The sequence below is a fragment of the Rhodovulum sp. genome (assembly GCF_011048875.1).
GTDB classification, from domain to species: Bacteria; Pseudomonadota; Alphaproteobacteria; order Rhodobacterales; family Rhodobacteraceae; genus Rhodovulum; species Rhodovulum tesquicola.
This window is the reverse complement of record NZ_DSDD01000377.1, coordinates 1-18,893: the sequence shown is the minus strand read 5'-3', so window position 1 is coordinate 18,893 and position 18,893 is coordinate 1. Positions and strand designations below refer to the sequence as shown.

The 18,893-nt window shown below is 68.4% G+C and carries 14 protein-coding genes and 2 pseudogenes; 5 read left to right on the top strand and 11 right to left on the bottom strand.

All coding sequences use genetic code 11. The features are described from left to right. The first annotated feature begins 258 nt into the window (after window positions 1-258). The 5 genes from cydD (at window position 259) to cydX (ending at window position 6,642) form a co-directional block, all read left to right on the top strand. Window positions 259-1,962, top strand: coding sequence for a thiol reductant ABC exporter subunit CydD (gene cydD / locus ENN83_RS13200; RefSeq protein ID WP_287187670.1), 1,704 nt, complete (start codon window positions 259-261; stop codon window positions 1,960-1,962). Next, window positions 1,959-3,617 (top strand): thiol reductant ABC exporter subunit CydC, encoded by a 1,659-nt coding sequence (gene cydC / locus ENN83_RS13195; RefSeq protein WP_287187669.1) that lies wholly within the window; start codon window positions 1,959-1,961, stop codon window positions 3,615-3,617. The genes cydD and cydC overlap by 4 nt, the downstream gene beginning before the upstream one ends. Window positions 3,618-3,751: 134 nt before the next feature. Then, window positions 3,752-5,350, top strand: a complete 1,599-nt coding sequence (locus tag ENN83_RS13190; RefSeq protein WP_287187667.1) for a cytochrome ubiquinol oxidase subunit I — start codon at window positions 3,752-3,754, stop codon at window positions 5,348-5,350. A gap of 5 nt (window positions 5,351-5,355) precedes the next feature. Beyond that, window positions 5,356-6,507, top strand: a complete 1,152-nt coding sequence (gene cydB / locus ENN83_RS13185; protein ID WP_287187665.1) for a cytochrome d ubiquinol oxidase subunit II — start codon at window positions 5,356-5,358, stop codon at window positions 6,505-6,507. A 15-nt stretch (window positions 6,508-6,522) separates the two neighbouring features. Further along, window positions 6,523-6,642, top strand: coding sequence for a cytochrome bd-I oxidase subunit CydX (gene cydX / locus ENN83_RS13180; RefSeq protein ID WP_132693175.1), 120 nt, complete (start codon window positions 6,523-6,525; stop codon window positions 6,640-6,642). A 36-nt stretch (window positions 6,643-6,678) separates the two neighbouring features. Here the strand turns inward: cydX and ENN83_RS13175 are convergent, their stop codons facing one another. From ENN83_RS13175 to ENN83_RS13125, 11 genes and pseudogenes are all read right to left on the bottom strand, one after another. Beyond that, the gene (locus tag ENN83_RS13175) at window positions 6,679-7,371 is read right to left on the bottom strand and encodes an ABC transporter ATP-binding protein (RefSeq protein WP_287187662.1); all 693 of its coding nucleotides are present in this window, start codon (window positions 7,369-7,371) and stop codon (window positions 6,679-6,681) included. After that, window positions 7,368-8,123 (bottom strand): ABC transporter ATP-binding protein, encoded by a 756-nt coding sequence (locus ENN83_RS13170; RefSeq protein WP_287187660.1) that lies wholly within the window; start codon window positions 8,121-8,123, stop codon window positions 7,368-7,370. The genes ENN83_RS13175 and ENN83_RS13170 overlap by 4 nt, the downstream gene beginning before the upstream one ends. Then, window positions 8,116-9,098: pseudogene (locus ENN83_RS13165) on the bottom strand (branched-chain amino acid ABC transporter permease). The gene ENN83_RS13170 and the pseudogene ENN83_RS13165 overlap by 8 nt, the downstream one beginning before the upstream one ends. Window position 9,099: 1 nt before the next feature. After that, a complete protein-coding gene (locus ENN83_RS13160; RefSeq protein ID WP_287187659.1) occupies window positions 9,100-10,017 on the bottom strand; it encodes a branched-chain amino acid ABC transporter permease in 918 nt (305 codons plus the stop codon). 49 nt (window positions 10,018-10,066) lie between these two features. Further along, window positions 10,067-11,206 carry an ABC transporter substrate-binding protein gene (locus ENN83_RS13155; protein WP_287187657.1) on the bottom strand — a complete coding sequence of 380 codons (1,140 nt, stop codon included), beginning with the start codon at window positions 11,204-11,206 and terminating at the stop codon, window positions 10,067-10,069. A 124-nt stretch (window positions 11,207-11,330) separates the two neighbouring features. Next, window positions 11,331-12,911: a class I SAM-dependent methyltransferase gene (locus ENN83_RS13150; RefSeq protein ID WP_287187656.1), complete on the bottom strand. Its 1,581-nt coding sequence runs from the start codon at window positions 12,909-12,911 to the stop codon at window positions 11,331-11,333. Then, window positions 12,908-15,178: a glycosyltransferase family 2 protein gene (locus ENN83_RS13145; protein ID WP_287187654.1), complete on the bottom strand. Its 2,271-nt coding sequence runs from the start codon at window positions 15,176-15,178 to the stop codon at window positions 12,908-12,910. Before ENN83_RS13145 ends, ENN83_RS13150 begins: the two co-directional genes overlap by 4 nt. A 2-nt stretch (window positions 15,179-15,180) precedes the next feature. Continuing rightward, window positions 15,181-16,236 (bottom strand): glycosyltransferase family 2 protein, encoded by a 1,056-nt coding sequence (locus ENN83_RS13140; RefSeq protein ID WP_287187653.1) that lies wholly within the window; start codon window positions 16,234-16,236, stop codon window positions 15,181-15,183. A gap of 52 nt (window positions 16,237-16,288) precedes the next feature. Next, a complete protein-coding gene (locus ENN83_RS13135) occupies window positions 16,289-17,749 on the bottom strand; it encodes a cobyric acid synthase (RefSeq protein WP_287187672.1) in 1,461 nt (486 codons plus the stop codon). Window positions 17,750-17,848: 99 nt separating this feature from the next. Further along, window positions 17,849-18,679, bottom strand: coding sequence for an ABC transporter substrate-binding protein (locus ENN83_RS13130; RefSeq protein WP_287187651.1), 831 nt, complete (start codon window positions 18,677-18,679; stop codon window positions 17,849-17,851). Continuing rightward, a pseudogene (locus ENN83_RS13125) lies at window positions 18,666-18,893 on the bottom strand (TonB-dependent receptor); the annotation flags it as partial. The pseudogene ENN83_RS13125 and the gene ENN83_RS13130, both read right to left, overlap by 14 nt.

The window sequence follows — 18,893 nt, the reverse complement described above, 5'->3', positions numbered from 1 at the left end:
GTTTTCCGAGGTGTTGCAGGACGAGGCAATGTCGGACTTGCGCACCGTGCGCCCGCTGTTCACGGCGCAATACATCAGTGCGCGCATCGCGATATTGGTCCGTATCGTCAACCTCATTAGCGGTTCTCTTTGCCAGCCGTCGCGGATAATGATTATCTCACATACGGGTTCTATCCAGCATAGAGCCTGTTAAAGATCAGGCAAGCCTCTTGCGCGCATGGCAGGGGGACGGGTGCGAACAGACGAGCGGGGCAGGGCTTGGGCCGGAAACGCGCGAAGAAGGACGATCCCGCGGCGAAGCGGCTGGCCCGGATGACGGCCCCGGTGATGAGCAGGCTCGAACGTGCAGGCGCTCTTGCGACCGGGGCTTCGTTGCTGTGGCTGGTACAGGCGGGCGCGGTGGCGCTGGCGATCGGGCACATGCTGGAACCCGACCGGGTCGGCGGCCATGTCGCCGTGTATGCGCTGATCTTCATCGCCGTGGGCCTGATGCGGGCCCTGCTCGACCACCGGGCGGGTGCGATGGCGTTCAGCGCGGCCGATACGGTGCTGGCGCTGGAACGCGCGCGCCTGGTCACCCGCGAGGCGCGCCGCGCCACCGACGACGCCGCGCGCCCCCCCGCAGCGCGGACCGCCACGCTGGCCGCCGAGAAGCTGGCGGCCATGACGCCGTTTCTTACCCGCTATGCCGTCGCCAAGCGTCGTGCGAATGTCTTGCCGCTGGTGATCCTGGCGGTGTCGTTCTGGTTCTCCTGGGCGGTGGGTCTCGTGCTGCTGGTCGCGGGGCCGCTGATCCCGGTCTTCATGGCGCTGGTCGGCATCGCCGCCAAGAAGGCAAGCGAGCGGCAGATGGAAGAGCTTGCCAACATGAACGTGCTGCTGCTCGAACGGCTGACGGCGCTGGTCGATATCCGGCTGCTCGACGCCTCCGAGCGCACGGTGGAGGGCTTTCGCGATGCGGCCGACCGGCTGCGCCACCGCACGATGGAGGTTCTGCGCATCGCGTTCCTGTCCTCGACCGTGCTGGAACTGTTCGCCGCGATCGGGGTGGCGATGGTGGCGGTCTATGTCGGCTTCAGCCTGCTGGGCGAGCTGAATTTCGGCGCCTGGGGGGCGCCGTTGACGGTGGCGCAGGGGGTGTTCCTGCTGCTGCTGGCCCCCGATTTCTTCCAGCCGCTGCGTGACCTGTCCGCGGCCTGGCATGACAAGGCAGATGCCAGCGCCGTGGCGCGAGAACTGGACGAACTGGAATCCCGGGGCGAAAGCTCGTTCCTGGGCGTCGGCGCGACGGCCCGGCCGATCGACACCGCCGACACGCTTTCGGTCCGGGGTCTGGCCTATCGTCCTCCCGGCGGACGGCTGATCCGCTTTCCCGATTTCGACCTCGGCCCCGGCGAGACGCTGGCGATCACCGGGCCAAGCGGCATCGGCAAGTCCTCGCTGCTGCGGCTGATCGCCGGGATGGCGGTGCCGACCGAGGGCGAGATCCGGCTGGGCAACACCGTTCTGACGCGCGAGAATGCCGACGCGTGGCGGGGCAGGCTGGGCTGGCTGCCGCAGCAGCCGCGCTTCGTGTCGGGCAGCCTGCGCAAGAACCTGACGCTGGCGGTCCGGCCGGGGCGATCTCTGCCGCTGCCCGTGGCGCTGGAACTGGCCGCCGCCGACCGCATCGTGACGACCCTGCCGCGCGGGCTGAACACCCAGTTGGGCGAGTTCGGCATGGGCGTCTCGGGCGGCGAGGCGCGGCGGCTGATCGTGGCGCGCGCCGCGCACGCCTATCCCGACCTGCTTCTGGCCGACGAACCCACCGCCGATCTGGACGAGGAAACCGCCGCGCTGGTGACCGAGGGGCTTCTGGGGCTGGTCGCGGGCGGTGCGGCGCTGATCGTGGCGACCCATGACCCGGTCCTTGCCGCAAGGATGGACCGCCAGATCGCCATGCGGGCGGAGGAGGCCGCATGAGCCATATCTTCCATGTCATGCTGCTGATCTGGCGGGCACAACGCGCACCCCTGATCCGCGGCACCGTTCTGGCGGTGGCGGTGCTGGCGGCGGGCGTTGCGCTGCTGGGTCTGTCGGGCTGGTTCATCACCGCGGCGGGGGCGGCGGGGCTGGCCGGGATCGGCATCGCGTTCAACGTCTTCCAGCCCTCGGCCGGAGTGCGTTTCCTGGCGCTCGCCCGGACCGCGGCGCGCTATGGCGAGCGGCTTCTGACCCATGACGCGACGCTGAAAAGCCTGACCGATATCCGTGTTCGGCTGTTGCGCGGGGTGCTGGGGCTGCCCTTCCAGCGGCTGGCGCGGCTGAGGGGGGCGGAAACGATGAACCGCCTGGTGGCCGATGTCGATGCGCTGGACGGCATTTCCCTGCGCCTGTTCATCCCGGCGATTGCGGCGGTGACTGTCTATCTGGCCAGCTTCCTGGCGATCTGGTGGCTGACCGACCTTGTGCTGGCGGTCTGGATCGTGGTGAGTTTCACGCTGGGCACGGGGCTTGTGCAGCTCTGGACCGGGCGGCACGCGCTGGCCCCCTCGCGCCGGGCCGAAAAGGCGTTGCAGGCCTTCCGCATCCGGCTGATCGACCTGTTGCGCGCGCGCGACGATCTGGTGGTCTACGGCCGCCTGCCCGACCAGACGGCGGCGGTTGGTGCAGCCGAGACGCGCCTGCGCGAGAACCTGGGCGCGGTGGACCGGCTGGAACGCCGCGCGGGGCTGATGCTGGCGCTGACCACGACGATTTCTGCCGGGATCGCGCTGTGGCTGGGCGGCGCGCTGGTCGCGCGCGGCACGATCTCGCCCGCGCAGGCGGCGCTGGGCTTCTTCGCGGCGCTGGCGCTGTCAGAGACGGTGCAGCCGGTGCGCCGGGGGCTCGCCGAGCTGGGCCGGATGCTGGATGCCGCGCGCCGGGTGCGCCGCCTGTTACCGACGAATGGCGTGGCCGCTGTTTCCGCCACCCCTGCCGCGCCGCCGCGCCCCGAGGCCCCGGCGCTGGAAATGAGCGATATCGCCTATCGCCATCCCGGCGCCGAGAACCCGGTGGTCGAGGGTTTCGCCCTGAGCATGGCGCCGGGCGAGAAGGTGGCGCTGACCGGCGCCTCGGGCCGGGGCAAGAGCACGGTTCTTGCGCTGGCCGCCGGTCTGATCCAGCCCGATCGCGGCCAGATCCTCGTTTCCGGCCGTTCCCTCCGCGATCTGCCCGAAAGCCAGCTTCGCGCCGAGGTGACCTATCTGCCCCAGCGTAGCATGCTGCTGGGCACGAGTTTCTTCGACATGCTCGCGCTGGGTGCCCCGGGGCTGGACGAGAGCGACGCGCTGGCCGCGCTCGAAGCGGTGGCGCTGTCCAGCACGGTCGCAGGCCGCGGCGGGTTGCATGCGAAGCTGTCCGAGAATGGCGCGGGTCTGTCGGGCGGTGAACAGCGCAGGCTTGCGCTGGCCCGGGCACTCCTGCGCCACCCGCAGCTGTTGCTGCTCGACGAACCCACCGAGGGGCTGGACCGCCCCACCGCGATCCGCGTTCTGGCGGGCATCCGCGATTTCCTGCCCCGGGCGACGCTTCTGATCGCCTCGCATCGCAAGGCTGAACGGGACTGGGCCGAGCGGCTGATTCGCATGGTCTGAAGTTGCATCCTGGACATGCGTTCTTGATTCAGGTCAAGGTCCGCACACGAATGTTTACCTAGAACAAGTCTAAAGGTGCACAAATCGTGTATCTTTGGGAATCACACGGGTAACGGCCAAGGAGGCCCGCCACCATGGAACTCGACATCGTCGAGCTGTCCCGGCTCCAGTTCGCCATGACAGCGATGTATCACTTTCTCTTCGTGCCGCTGACGCTTGGCCTGTCGGTCATCGTCGCGATCATGGAGACGGTCTATGTGATGACCAACCGCCCGATCTGGCGGCAGATGACCAAATTCTGGGCCACGCTGTTCGGGATCAACTTCGTCCTCGGGGTGGCGACAGGCATCACGATGGAGTTCCAGTTCGGCATGAACTGGTCCTACTACAGCCACTACGTCGGCGACATCTTCGGCGCGCCGCTGGCCATCGAGGGGCTAATGGCCTTCTTCCTCGAGGCGACCTTCGTCGGGCTGATGTTCTTCGGCTGGGACAAGATGTCGAAGGTGGCGCACATGGTCGTCACCTGGCTGGTGGCGATCGGGTCGAACTTCTCGGCGCTCTGGATCCTGATCGCCAACGGCTGGATGCAGAACCCGGTCGGCGTGCAGTTCAACCCCATGACGATGCGAATGGAGATGACGTCCTTCTTCGACGTCATGTTCAACCATGTGGCGCAAGCCAAGTTCGTGCATACCGTGTCCGCGGGCTATGTCACCGCCTCGGTCTTCGTGCTGGGCGTGTCGGCCTGGTATCTGCTGAAGGGTCGGCACGAGGCGCTGGCGAAACGCTCGATCGCGGTTGCGGCCAGCTTCGGCCTTGCCGCGGCGCTGTCGGTCGTGGTGCTGGGCGACGAGTCGGGCTACTCGGCCACGCATTCGCAGAAGATGAAGCTCGCCGCCATCGAGGGCATGTGGGAAACCCATGAAGCGCCCGCGCCGTTCAACCTGTTCGGCGTGCCGGACCAGGAGGCGCGCGAGACCAAGTACGCCGTCGAGGTGCCCTATGTGATGGGCCTGATCGGCACCCGCTCGCTGACCGACGAGATGCCCGGCATCAACGATCTGGTCAAGGTCGCGGCGGAGCGGATCGAGAACGGGCTGATCGCCTATGACGCGCTGATGGAGATCCGCGCGGCCAGGGGCGAGGCGACGCCCGAGCAGGTCGCCCGGTTCGAAGAGCACAGCGCCGATCTGGGCTATTCCTTCCTGCTGAAACGCTATGTCGATGACCCGCGCGAGGCGACGACCGAACAGATCGCTATGGCGGCCGAGGATACCATTCCGGGCGTGCTGCCGCTGTTCTGGGCGTTCCGGGTGATGGTGGGGCTGGGCTTCATGTTCATCGGCGTGATGCTGTTCTTCTTCATCCGCGCCAATTTCTACGGCATGCGCTTTCCGCGCTGGTCGCTCTGGGCGGCAGTCTTTGCCATCCCCACCCCCTGGATCGCGGCCGAGGCGGGCTGGTTCGTGGCCGAGTTCGGCCGCCAGCCCTGGACGGTGGACGGCGTGCTGCCCACCGCGCTGTCGGTCAGCCATCTCAGCGTGACCCAAGTCGCCCTGACGCTGACGGGCTTCGTCACCTTCTACTCGATCCTGTTCATCATCGAGATGGGGCTGATGATCAAATACATCCGCAAGGGCCCGTTCGTGGACGTGTCCGAAACCGAGGCGTGGAGCCGGCGGCACAATGTCCGTCTGTCGGGCCGCACCAGCCAGCAACCGGCGGAGTAAGACCAATGATCCTGCATGAATTCGTGGATTTCGAGGTTCTGCGCGTGATCTGGTGGGCGCTTCTGGGCGTGCTGCTGATCGGTTTCGCGCTGACCGACGGGTTCGATCTGGGTGTGGGCACGCTGCTGCCCTTCGTCGCCCGGACCGACCTGGAACGCCGCATGGCGATCAACACGGTCGGCCCGGTCTGGGAAGGTAACCAGGTCTGGTTCATCGTGGGCGGCGGCGCGATCTTCGCCGCCTGGCCGCCGCTTTACGCGGTCAGCTTCTCGGGCTTCTACATGGCGATGTTCCTGATCCTCGCCGCACTGATCCTGCGGCCGGTGGGGTTCAAGTACCGCTCGAAACGCGAGTCGGAAACCTGGCGCAGCGCCTGGGACTGGGCGTTGTTCGTCGGCGGCTTCGTGCCTGCGTTGGTTTTTGGCGTGGCGGTCGGCAACGTGCTGCAAGGCGTGCCGTTCCGGTTGACCGAAGACCTGATGCCGATCTACGAGGGCGGCTTCTTCGGCCTGCTGAACCCCTATGCGCTGCTCGCGGGGTTGGTCTCGGTGTCGATGCTGGTCATGCACGGCGCGGCCTGGCTGGTGTTCAAGTCCGAGGGTCTGGTGGCCGACCGTGCCCGCGGATTCGGTATCTACGCCGCATTCGCCACCATCGCCACCTATGCGCTGGCAGGGCTCTGGCTGGCGGCGGGCGTCGATGCCTACGCCTTCACCGGCGCGGTCGCGCCCGACGGTCCCTCCAACCCGCTGATGAGCGATGTGGCGCGGGGCGGGTCGTGGATGGCGGCCTATGCCGAACGGCCGTGGATCGTGGTGGCCCCCGTGATGGTCTTCCTCGGGGCGGCCCTGGCCGTGCTGGGGTTCCTTGCGCGGAAAGAGGGGTTGACGATGCTGGCCTCGAAACTCTCGATCACCGGCATCATCGCCTCGGTCGGGCTGACCATGTTCCCGTTCATCCTGCCCTCCAGCATCGACCCGAACTCGTCGCTCACGGTCTGGGACAGTTCGTCCTCGCACCTGACGCTGTTCGTGATGCTGGTCTCGGCGGTGATCTTCATGCCGCTGATTCTGGCCTACACGGCATGGGTCTACAAGGTGTTGTGGGGCAAGGTCACGGCCCGCGACGTGATGGACAATAGCGATAGCGTTTACTGAGAAAGGAGCCGTAGGATGTGGTATTTCGCCTGGATGCTTGGCCTGCCGCTCGCCGCGCTTTTCGCCGTGGTGAACGCGATCTGGCTGGAGCTGCATACCGACAGCGTCCTCATGGACGAGGCCGACGACGCCTGAGAGATCGCCGGGGCGCGGGTATCCCTCGCCCCGGCGTCAGACGCCCAGATAGCGGTCGGCCAGCGCCTGCGTCATCGCGACCATTTCCCCGGTCCAGACCGTGCGGCCCTTTTCCAGGATCGCCGCGCGGTCGGCGATCTGGACCAGTTCCTTCAGCGACTTGTCCACGACAAGGATCGACAGCCCCGTTTCGGATCTGAGCACCCGGATCGCGGCCCAGATCTCGGCCCGGATCAGCGGCGCCAGCCCCTCGGTCGCCTCGTCGAGGATCAGAAGCCGCGGGTTCGTCATCAGCGCGCGCCCGATCACCAGCATCTGCTGTTCGCCCCCCGACAGCGAACCCGCATCCTGCCCGGCCCGCTCGGCCAGCCGCGGGAACAGCGCATGGACCCGCGCCAGATCCCAATGGCCGGGGCGCGCGGCAGCGATCAGGTTCTCGGTCACGCTCAACCCGCGAAAGGCGCGCCGTCCCTCGGGCACCAGCCCCAGCCCCAGCCGCGCCGCGCGATGCGGCACCATCCCCTCAAGAGGCTGCCCGGCAAAGTGGATCGTGCCCGCGCGATGCGGCATCAGCCGGGTCAGCGTGCGGATCGTCGTGGTCTTGCCCATGCCGTTGCGCCCCATCAGCGCCACGACCTCGCCCTCGGCCATGTCGAGATCGACGCCGAACAGCGCCTGCGAATGGCCGTAGAAGGCGGTGACACCGCGCATCTGCAACAGCGCGCTCATTCCAGCCGCTCCTCGCCCAGATAGGCGCGCTGCACTTCCGGATCGGCGCGGATCTCGGCCACCGTGCCGCTGGCGAGGATCCGGCCCGAAACCAGCACGCTGACCCGGTCGGCCAGCGCAAAGACCGCGTCCATGTCATGTTCGACCAGCAGGATCGGCGCCTCGTGGCGCAGATCGTCCAGCAGGGCGGTCATCTCGCGCGCCCCATCCGGCCCCATCCCCGCCATCGGTTCATCCAGCACGAAAGCGCGCGGCGCCAGCGCCAGCGCCATCGCCAGTTCCAGCCGCCGCCTTTCGCCATGCGCCAGGTCGCCCGCCGGGATCGCCAGCCGGTCGGACAGGCCCGTGCGGGCGATATGGGTCTCGGCCGCCGCGCGCAGCCCGGCATTGGCCAGCGCCGGGCGAAAGAACCGGAAGCTTTGCCCCCGTGCGCCCTGGACGGCCAGCACCACGTTCTGCAACACCGTCAGTTCGGCCGCCACCGCCGAAACCTGAAAGCTGCGCGCCAGCCCGGCCCGGGCGCGGGCGGCCACATCCGCCTGCGTCACGTCGCGCCCGTTCAGGACAACCTGCCCGCCATCCGGTTTCAGATTGCCCGCGATCAGCCCGATCAGCGTGGACTTGCCCGCCCCGTTCGGCCCGATCAGCGCGTGGATCTCGGATCGTCGCAAGGTCAGCGATACGCCATCCGTGGCCTTCAACGCACCGAAGGCGCAGTGCAGGTCGCGCACCTCCAGCACCGGCTCAGTCATGCGCAACCTCGCGCCCCGCAAGGGCTCCGATCAGCCCCCCGCGCGCGAAAAGGACAATTCCCAGAAGCGCAAGCCCGAGGAACAGCTTCCAGTATTCGCTGACCCCCCCAGCCAATGTTCGAGAAGGATAAACAGCGCCGCCCCCGCCACCGGCCCGAACAGCCGCGCCACACCGCCCAGGATGACGAAGACCATGATCTCGCCCGAGGTCTGCCAGCTCAGCATCGAGGGGCTGACGAAACGGTTGAGATCGGCGAACAGCGCGCCTGCCAGCGCCGTGATCGCGCCCGAAATGACAAACGCGGTCAGCTTGACCGAATAGGGACGGATGCCCAGCGCGGCGCTGCGCACAGGGTTCTGCCGTGCCCCCGCCAGCGCCAGCCCAAAGCCCGATCGCGCCAGCATCCACGACACCATCAGCGCCGCCATCAGCACGCCATAGGCCAGCGCGAAGAACTGGATCGGGTCCAGCGTGTTCAGCCCCGGAAAGCCGTTGCGCACATGGATCGAGATGCCGTCCTCGCCGCCATAGGCAGGCCAGGAGATCGCGAAATAATAAAGCATCTGGCCGAAAGCCAGCGTGATCATGATGAAATAGACCCCGCTGGTGCGCAAACTCAGCGCCCCGATCGCCAGCGCCCCCAGCGCCCCTGCGACCATCGCCACCAGCCAGATCACCGGCATCGACTTGGTGCCCGCCAACTCGAACGGCCAGGTCATCAGCGGCTCATAGGCCTGCACCGGCGCGGCCAGCACCGCCATCGCATAGCCGCCGATCCCGAAGAACGCCGCATGCCCCAGCGAGACCATGCCGCCCAGCCCCAGCGCGATGTTCAGCCCGACGCCCGCCAGCGCAAGGATCGCAACCTTGGTCGCCAGCGTCACGATGAAGGGCTCGCCCATCGCCTGTGCGGCCAGCGGCACTGCCAGCAGGCCCAGTGCCAGAACCGCGTTGAGGACCGTCTCGCGCCGCATCTCAGGCCCGCCCGAACAGGCCGCCGGGGCGCACCACCAGCACCAGCGCCATCAGGATGTAGATCAGCATCGAGGCCAGCGCCGCCCCGACCGATGTGGCCTGCGACGGCGCCATGAACGCCCCGAACGCGATGGGCAGCAGGAACCGGGCGAGCGTGTCGGTCATTCCAACAAGGATCGCGCCGACCAGCGCCCCCTTGATCGACCCGATCCCGCCGATCACGATCACGACGAAGGCCAGGATCAGCACGGGTTCCCCCATGCCCACCTGCACCGATTGCAGTGCGCCGACCAGCGCGCCCGCCAGCCCCGCCAGCGCCGCGCCCAACGCGAAGACGATCGTGTAAAGCCTTGATATGTCGACACCCAGCGCCCCGATCATCTCGCGGTCAGCCTCGCCCGCGCGGATCCGGATGCCCAGCCGCGTGCGTCCGATCAGCCAGAACAGCCCCGCCGCCACGCTCAGTCCCACCCCGATCAGCACCAGCCGGTACCGCGGATAGTCGATGCCGCCGGGCAGCCGGACCGGGCCCGCCAGCGCGCGCGGGATGTCGAGGTAAAGCGGGAACGAGCCAAAGGCCCAGCGTGTGCCCTCGGAAAACACGAGGATCAGCGCAAAGGTCGCCAGCACCTGATCCAGATGGTCGCGCGCGTAAAGCCGCCGGATCACCGTCAGTTCCATAAGCGCGCCCGCCGCGGCCGCGGCGGCCAGGCTGGCGGCAAGCCCCAGCCAGAAATTGCCCGTCGCGGCAGCCACCGCGGCACAGGCAAAGGCGCCGATCATGTAAAGCGATCCGTGGGCAAGGTTGATCAGCCCCATGACGCCGAAGACCAGCGTCAGGCCCGCTGCCATCAGGAACAGCATCACGCCGTATTGCAGGCCGTTCAGCGCCTGCTCGATCAGAAGCATCAAGGACAAGGGGCGGTCCCTCGCTGGGGCGGATGCGTGCGGCACCCGCCCGCGCCGGTTACATCTTGCACTCGTCCTCGTAGGCGTGGCCGCGATCCTCGATCGCCGTGCCGATGATGCGGTTGGTCAGGATGTCGCCCTCGCGCACCACCTCGCGCATGAACAGGTCCTGCACCGGATGTTGCGAGGCGTTGAACGAGAACTTGCCCCGGACCGAGGCGAAATCGGCCTCGCGCAGCGCGGCGCGGAAGGCGTCGGCATCCGTGACGCCGGCCTTGTCCATCGCCGACAGAAGCAGGTTCGCCGTGTCATAGCCATAGGCCGCATAGACCGAGGGCAGGCGGCCATATTCCGCCCGGAACGCCTCGACGAAGGCCGCATTGGCCGCGTTGTCCAGGTCGGGCGACCAGTTCGCGCCGTTCAGAACGCCCCGCGCGGCATCGCCCATCGCCTGGATGATCGACTGGTCGAAGCTGAAGGCAGGGCCGATCAGTTTCAGCCCCACACCGGAATCGGCATATTGCTTGACGAAGGAAATCCCCATGCCGCCGGGCAGGAAGATGAACACGCCATCGGCACCCGAGGCGCGGATCTGCGCGATCTCGCCCGCGTAATCGGTCTGGCCAAGCTGGGTATAGACCTCGGCCACCACCTCGCCCTCGTAGAACCGCTTGAACCCGGCCAGCGAATCCTGCCCCGCGGGGTAGTTCGGCGCCATGATGAAGGCCCTGGTGATCCCGGCGCGCGCGGCATAGGCGCCCGCGGCCTCGTGCAAATTGTCGTTCTGGTAGCTGACCGAGAAATAGCTCGGGTGGCAGCCCTTGCCCGCCAGTTGCGAGGGCGCGGCATTGGTCGAGAGGTAGACCTTGCCCTGCGCAGTCGCGGCCGGCGCCACCGCCATGGCGAGGTTCGACCAGACGATGCCGGTCAGCACGTCGACCTTGTCGGACTGGATCATCTTGTCGGCGATCTGCACCGCGATGTCGGGCTTCTGCTGGTCGTCCTCGATCACCACGCTCAGATCGGGATTGCCCGCCCGGTTCACCGCCAGCATGAAGCCGTCGCGCGTGTCGATCCCCAGGCTCGCGCCACCGCCCGACAGCGTGGTGATCATGCCGACCTTGACCGGCTCGGCCTGGGCGGTGGCGGCCATGGCCAGCACGGCGGCCGCGGTCAGAAGGGTGCTTTTCGCGTTCATCTTCCTCTCCCCGTCGTTCTTCCGGGCAGGCCCGTTCGGCCCGCGTGGAACGGCGGCATGCTATGCCGCCCGGCCAGAGAACGGTAAGCGACGAATCCGCACCCTCGCTGTGGCGCACCGGCGGTCAGGCCGGGCGGCTGCGCTCGATCAGGACCCGCGCGGATTTGCGGCTTTCGCGGATCACGCGAAGCGTGCCGAGTGTCTCGAGCAGACGCGCCTGCGGCTTGAAGTTCCTCATCCGCAGATCGAGCAGAATCCGCCCCCCCGGCGCGACCCGGTCACGGAAGAACGCGATATAGGCATCGACCGGGAAGTGAAAACCGCAGGCCCGGAAGCTGACCGCCAGCTCGACCTGCGGGAGCGTCAGGGGATCGGCGCGCGCCGGGTTGAGGGTCCGGATGCGGCCCGAATCCACGCCGTTCGCGATCAGGAAGGCGCGGGCGCGCGCGAGGTCGGAATAGGCCGCACCTTCCGTCTCGAAGCCGAAATGGCGATGCGCGTTCGCCTCCAGGTCGATCAGCGTCAGCTCGGCGCCATAGGCGCGGGCCGCAAACAGATCGAAAAACGCATAGCCGCAGCCGATATCCGCGATACGGTCGGGCGCGACAGGGTCGAGATGCGGCCGCAGGTCGGCGAACTCCCGGGCGACGACCGCCGCGGCATCGCGGGCGATGCGCGCGCCGCGCTCAGCGACCACGGCCTCGATTCCGCGGGTTTCGCCCGTGCTCCACGCCTTGACCAACCTGCCCGCGTCGGGGATGTCCGCCAGAACCTCGGATCGTTGCAGGATGATATTCACCAGATCGTCCCGGTCGAACACGGAACAATCCAGCTCTGCGGCTTGGGCTTCGGCTGTGTTCGGGCGCGGCGGGATCGGGGCAAGCGCCGGGGCGATCCCGTGACGCGCAATGCAGCGGGCCATGAAACTGCCGCGCCTCGGGGTGTTGCCTTCCTTCTCCTGCAGGCGGGGCTTCATCCGCCGGGCCCAGAAATGGACGCCGCGGGTTGCCTCGGTGAAGTCGTCGCGCTCGGGGTCGAAGCGGCCGAGGACAAGGTGGTTTCGTTTCCTGAAGGCAACCGGGTAGAATACGGTTTCTGGCCGGGCATGTGCGATCTCGCCGCTCTCGCGCAGGAAATGGGTCAGCGCGGCAGGTCCGGTCAGGCCCCATTCCTGTTCGGCCACGGGCACCGGCTGCCCGGCTTCGGCGGCGGCACGCAGTCGGGCCTGCCGGTCGGGGGGCAGCCAGGGTGCGATGGCGTGGTCGTCGGCCAGGAAGTCGAGAAGCCCGTTCAGTGCGGGCGAATCCGGTGGCAGGCCAAGCACCGCGTTGCAGACCCGTCCGGGTTTTTCCCAGCCGAAGACATGTGTGCCGTCGAAGACGAAGGGGCGCAGGCAGTACATGTCCGCATCGACCCAGATCTGGTCGGTGCGCTTCAGAAGATTCAGCCGGAACAGGTCGGCATGCAGCGCAGGACTGCCGGTCCTCGCGTGGCGGAGCACCCGCCCTGCGGGGAGGATCTCGGCAGCGTTCGCCGTCCGCACGCCCTCCGGGACGTTGTCGATCGGCGCATAGCTGTAAAGTGTCGTCTCGTGCCCGGCATCGGCAAAGGATTTCAGGCAGAGCTGTTCCAGCCAGGACAGCCGCGGCCCGATCCAGAGGCTTGCGATCCTGGGAAGCGTGGTTGTTCGTGGCAGATGGGTCAATGTCGGGCCTCCACGCGGTCGACGGTGAAGAAGAAGCCCGGCTCCAGGTCGGCCTGCAGCACCGCATCGGGGATCGATTCGGGACCGGCAAGGAACACGTTCGTGCCGAAATGGCCCAGCATGCGTGACAGCCGCTGCATCCGCGGGCCGGTCAGGTCGCTGTAAAAGGCCGCCTGGTCGGGCTGTGCCCTGAGTGTGGCGATCTTCGCGCGATGCGCGGCGACGCAGGCCGCATGCGCCGCGGAAATCGCGGGGTCGGCCAGCAGGCGGGCACGTTCGGTCTCCATCGCCGGGATCATGCGCAGGATGCTCCGGTCCTCCTCGGCGTTGTGGTTCATCCGGAACCAGTAGGCCAGCCCCTGGTCGCGCTCGACATGGTTCACCCGGCCGCGGTCGCGCTTGACCAGAAAGCTTTTGGCCGAACGCACCGCGTAATGGTTGAGCTGGACAAGGTCGTAGCCCACCGTCTCGGCGGTCGAGCGCCAGGCGCTGCGATACATCTCGCGCGGGAGGGGGCGGCCCGATCCGTTGACCCAGGCGATCCGGTCCAGAAGCTGCGGGGTCAGTCCCTTGGGCCGGTGCACGCCCAGCTTGCGAAAGAACCCGGCATTGCGGAACAGCGTCTTGAACCCCCAGGCCTGGTGCGGCTTGCGCGTCATCTCGGCCGCGCAGCGGGTGAACTGGCCGATCACCGGGGCATCGGCAAAGGCATGAATGTCGGCATTGCCGAACAGCCGCCAGGTGCAGGAGATCATGTTCGCCCCGTCCATCGCCTGAAACAGCGCCGTGAGCGTCCCGTCGCCCGCCTTGATGTTCAGATACTCGTCCACATCCATGCAGATCAGCCAGTCCGCGGCATGGACCACCGGCTCGTCCGGCGCGGCCTGCAAGGCGGCGTGCTGGGGCTTCAGGCCCATGGCGCGATAGGGATTGTCGCGGTGCTGCACGATCCCGCGCTCCTCCAACAGCGCCAGCATGCGGTCGGTGCCGTCGGTGCAGTCATTGGTGTAGATCAGGAAATCCTGCACCCCGATGGCGCGATGATAGGCCAGCCAGTCCAGGATGAAGGGGCCTTCGTTCTTCATCGTGGTCACGATGGCGGTGCGGTTGGCGCCGGGGTCGATGCGGGGCGGCGCGATCTGCGGCATGCGCAGCGGTGCCTGCCCGAACCGGGTTTCGGCCAGGGCGACCAGCGCAGGCTCCTCGACAAGGCTCGAGCGCGGCACGAGGCGCGAGACCGGGTGGCCGGGATGGCGCAGCGCCATGCAGCGGAAGAACGCCGCCAGTTCCGCGGGCCGAGGCATGGTGCCTGTCACCCGGCTCGCGCGCCAGACGGCGCCGGGTCCGGCCTTGGCAGGCGCCACGCACCAGCGCCGCACCGAGGGCGGGCGGTCGAAGCTCACGCAGCCATGATCCGCGAAACCGGGCGCGTCGGGGTCGCGCAGCCGCCAGGGATAGGCATGGCGGCCGGTCAGCAGGATGGTGCCCGAGGGCGCATCGGTGGCCCGGTCGAAAACCGATGCACCGGGGGCAGGTGCCAGCAGGTCGCAGAGGTCCAGATTGGCGACCGTGCGGGCCTCGTCCAGAAAGGCGTGGCGCAGCCATTCGTAAAGCTGACCCTCGCCCAGCGGCGCTGTCCATGGATCGGGCGGGGGCGGGACCATCCGCTGCTTGCCCGGTGCATCCGGGGCGTGCACGGGATGGCTGGCAGGCGGCAGGTCGGGCCGGCCGAGCGGCCGATCCAGATCCACGAGAACCAGCCGCCGCAACCCGGGCAAATCCGCAAGCGCCATGCCCATCGCGTCGGCAAAGGCATCGTCCCCGCCCGGGCTGCGGTCCAGGATCAGCGCTGCCTCGGCCCCGTGATCGTGCATGTGACAGGCCAGCCAGTCGGCGGTCTGCGCGGCGCTCTCGCCATTGCGGATGGCAACCAGCGTGTTCAGCCCGGCGAACAGGGCGGTCTCGGCCGGGCGCGGTTCGACCGTGACCTCTTGCCCGTCCAGGCGCAGCGTGACCGCCGTTCCCTCGTCCGGGACGGCCAGCGCCACCACCAGCCCGCCGCCGATCACGCGGATGCCGTGCAGCGTCGTCGCCCCGGCCGCGCCGACCGCCTCGGGGGGCGTGCCCGTGGGAAATACGACCCGGATCGCGCAGCCCTCCTCCCCGGTCCGGGCGATGGCGTCGAGGCAAAGCCGCGCCCCGAGGGGCCGGGCGCGCAGGTGTCGCCGCAGCAGGCGCGATTGCTGCGCCGGGGGCGGGACGCGCATGTTCATCCAGCCGCCGCGGCGCGCAGGGCGCGATGATAGCCCGCGAAGACATGGGCGCGCAGATCGGGCGCGATGCTGCGGCTGCCCCCGGCCAGCAGCAGATGGGCGTAAAGCGCGTGTTCCACGGGCTCCGCGACGACCCTTTGGAATGCCGCCCGGTGCCACGCGACCGCCGCCTCATGCAGCGCGGGCACGCCCGGGATGGCCCTGAGCCGCGCCAGCGCCGCGGCGGTGGCAGGCGCCATCGCGGCGATGCTGCGATCTTCGACCGTGTTGAAATTGCGCTCGACCCAATAGGCCAGGTCGACGGGCTTCGATGCCCGGTTCGGCAGGCCGCGGGCACGCTTGAGCATGAAGCTTTCGGCCGATTTCACCGCGTAATGGTTGATCTCGGCCAGCCCGCGCGCCCCCTCGCGGCCCATCAGCGACAGCCGCGCGGGATCGGCGGCAATGGCCGAGGGCAGCGGGGTGCCCGATCCGTCGACCCAGACCGGGCGCGCCCCGGGCTTGTGGCGCGGGCGGTGGACGCCCAGCCGTTCGAACGGCCCCGCGCTGCGGAACAGCGACTTGAAGAAGGTGGCCGAGACCGGATAGCCGCAATCGGGCGCCATCGCGGCGGTGAACTGCGTGGTGACCGGACGATCCGCGAAGCCGTAGACGCCATTGTCGCCGAAGAACCGCCAGGGCAGGGCGATGGCGTCGGTGCCCTGGGGAAGGGCTGCGATCAGGTCGGCAAAGCGGTGGCCGGAGACGTGGATATTGACGAACTCGTCAAGGTCGATGCCCAGCACCCAGTCGGCGGCCTTGCGCAGCGGATGCGCCCAGGCGGCGCGCAGCGCCTGCCATTGCACGCTTTGCCCTGCGGGTGCTTGGTGCGCGACATGGGTCAGCACGCCCGCGGCCGCCAGCGCGTCCAGCAGCGCGTCGGTCCCGTCCGCGCAATCGTTCGAATAGACCAGGATGTCGCTTGCACCCGCGCCAATGTGATGGGCCAGCCATTCCAGCAGGAACGGACCCTCGTTGCGCGCAGTCGTGACGATCAGAAGGCGCTGTGTCACCGGGATGCCTTTTCGCGGCTGCCCCTTCCGACCGGGACCGGCTGTCCCGGCCCTATTCGGGGCCTTGTCCCGTTCGGGGTACACCCGCGGTGGTTAACAGCGCCTCAATGTCGAGATGCCGTTCCAGATGCTCGGCCAGCGCGTCCAGCGCCGCCTCGACGACCGCGCCATGGGACAGCGGGCCGGGCGCCAGCCCCAGCGCGTCAAGCCAGGCGCGGCGGAAGCCGTCTTCGGCGAACAGTCCGTGCAGATAGGTGCCCACGATCCGCCCATCGGGCGAGACCGCGCCCTCGGGCCGACCCTCGATCCGGGCAAAGGGGCGGGCGCGGTCGGGGCCCTCGGTGCGGCCGATATGGATCTCGTAGCCCTCCAGCGGCGCGCCGGTCGCGTCATGGGTGGCGCACACGCGGGTCAGCGTCTTGTCCGCCGCCATCACCGTCTCGACATCCAGAAAGCCCAGCCCCGCGGTTTCGCCCGCCGGGCCGTCGCGCCCCTCGGGGTCAAGAATCCGCCGCCCCAGCATCTGGTATCCGCCGCATAGCCCCAGCACCCGCCCGCGGCGCCGGACATGGGCCGTCAGGTCGATATCCCAGCCCTGGGCGCGCAGGAATTCCAGATCGCCGCGGGTCGATTTCGTGCCCGGCAGGATCACCAGGTCGGCATCGCCGGGCAGGGGGCTGCCCGGCGGGATCATGCTCAGCCGGATCGAAGGCTCCAGCTTCAGCGGGTCCAGATCGTCGAAATTCGCGATCCGCGACAGCATCGGGCAGACGATGCGGAATGTCCCGTCGCCCCCGGGCGCACCCAGATCGACTGCATCCTCGGCGGGCAGGCGATGGGCCAGCGCAAACCACGGCACAAGGCCGAAGCCGCGCCAGCCGGTTGCCCGCTCGATCGCTGCATAGCCGTCCTCGAACAGCCGCGGATCGCCGCGGAACTTGTTGATTGCAAAGCCCCGGATCATCGCGGCATCCGCCGGATCCAGCACCGCCTGCGTGCCGACGATCTGCGCGATCACGCCGCCCCGGTCGATATCGCCGACCAGCACCACCGGCACGCCCGCGGAACGCGCAAAGCCCATATTCGCGATGTCGCCCCGGCGCAGGTTCACCTCGGCCGGGCTGCCCGCGCCCTCGACCAGGATCAGATCGGCGCTGGCCGCAAGCCGGTGAAAGCTGTCGAGAACCGCGCCCATCAGCCCCGGCCGCTCGCCCGCGAAATCCGCAGCCCGCCAGGCGCCGCGCGCCCGGCCCTGGACGACGATCTGCGCGGCCCGGTCGGTTTCGGGCTTGATCAGGACGGGGTTCATGTCGGTCACCGGATCGCGCCCGGCGGCGAGCGCCTGCAACGCCTGCGCCCGGCCGATCTCGCCGCCATCGGCGGTGACGGCGGCATTGTTCGACATGTTCTGCGGCTTGAAGGGCGCGACCGAAAGCCCGCGCGCGCGTGCCGCGCGGCAGAGCCCGGCGACCAGCATCGACTTGCCCACATTCGAACCCGTTCCCTGGATCATCAGCGCGCGGGTCACGGGAGCGCCCTTTCCCCGGCGGCGGTCGGCGTGGCAGGCGTTGCAAGGGGGTATTTGGGCCAAGAAGAAGACAGCCTGTGCATCTCACTCTCCGGCAAGGGCGCGGCGGCGTTCGGCCAGGCGCGCGACGGCATCAAGCACCAGCGGCGTGCCGCAGGTCCAGTCGGGGCCGGTGAATTCAGGGTGAAGGGCGGCTCCGGTCGCATGCAGGGCGGGATGGGCGACGACCTCCTCGGCGCGCGAGGTGGCGGGGTAGGGGCGCGCGACGATCAGCAGGTCGGGATCGCCCATCACCAGATCCTCGAGTGACATTCGACCGCTCCCCCTGCGACCCAGCCGTGCTGCAAGATTGTCAAAGCCCGCATGGGCCAGAATGTCGTCGGACAACGTGTCCGCGCCCTGGGTGAAGCCGTTGGGATAAAAGATCGCCGCGACGGGCCGTGCCCCCGGCGCCGGGGCCAGGGCCGCGCGGCGTGCCTCGAATTCCGCGATCAGGGCTTCGGCGCGGTCCTCGCGGCCCAGAAGCCGCCCGGCCTGGCGGATCTGGCCGGGGATCTCGTCGATCCGGCGGGTGATCTCGAACTGCTCGACCGCGATACCCAGACGGCGCAGCATCGAGACCGTGGCCGGGTCGGAAAACCGCCCCGCCAGCACCAGATCGGGGCGCAGCAGCACGATCTCCTCGGCGCCGCCGCGATTGGCCGGATAGGCGCGCGCCGCTTCGGCCATGGCCGAGGACCGTGGGTCTGCCGCCAGCCTGCTGACCGAGACGAGCTGGCCGGGTTGCGCGATCAGCATCGCCAACTGGTCCGTGCACAGGTTGATCGAGACCACGCGCCGCGGCGCCTCGGCCAGTGCTGCCGCCCCGGCAAGAACCAGGGCGGCGGCGAGGGGGATCAGCCTAGAAGGACGCACGCAAGCCAACGAAGACAGAGCGCCCGGCGCTATTGTAGCCGTGCACCGATTCGTAGCTTTCGTCGAACAGGTTCTCGACGCGCAGATAGGCCTGGGCTCTGTCGTTCACCGCATAGGACAGGCCCAGATTGACCAGCGTGTAATCCGCAATGCCCGAGGGATTGGGCCAGTTAATGAAATCGGTCCGGTCGGCCACGGCCTGAATCCCGATCTG

What these genes read in the sequence shown, in the direction of transcription:
- cydC (WP_287187669.1), top strand. Translation starts at nt 1,959, where the DNA reads ATGAGCCATATCTTCCATGTCATGCTGCTGATCTGGCGGGCACAACGC.
- ENN83_RS13190 (WP_287187667.1), top strand. Translation starts at nt 3,752, where the DNA reads ATGGAACTCGACATCGTCGAGCTGTCCCGGCTCCAGTTCGCCATGACA.
- cydB (WP_287187665.1), top strand. Translation starts at nt 5,356, where the DNA reads ATGATCCTGCATGAATTCGTGGATTTCGAGGTTCTGCGCGTGATCTGG.
- cydX (WP_132693175.1), top strand. Translation starts at nt 6,523, where the DNA reads ATGTGGTATTTCGCCTGGATGCTTGGCCTGCCGCTCGCCGCGCTTTTC.
- ENN83_RS13175 (WP_287187662.1), bottom strand. Translation starts at nt 7,371, where the DNA reads ATGAGCGCGCTGTTGCAGATGCGCGGTGTCACCGCCTTCTACGGCCAT.
- ENN83_RS13170 (WP_287187660.1), bottom strand. Translation starts at nt 8,123, where the DNA reads ATGACTGAGCCGGTGCTGGAGGTGCGCGACCTGCACTGCGCCTTCGGT.
- ENN83_RS13155 (WP_287187657.1), bottom strand. Translation starts at nt 11,206, where the DNA reads ATGAACGCGAAAAGCACCCTTCTGACCGCGGCCGCCGTGCTGGCCATG.
- ENN83_RS13145 (WP_287187654.1), bottom strand. Translation starts at nt 15,178, where the DNA reads ATGCGCGTCCCGCCCCCGGCGCAGCAATCGCGCCTGCTGCGGCGACAC.
- ENN83_RS13135 (WP_287187672.1), bottom strand. Translation starts at nt 17,749, where the DNA reads ATGATCCAGGGAACGGGTTCGAATGTGGGCAAGTCGATGCTGGTCGCC.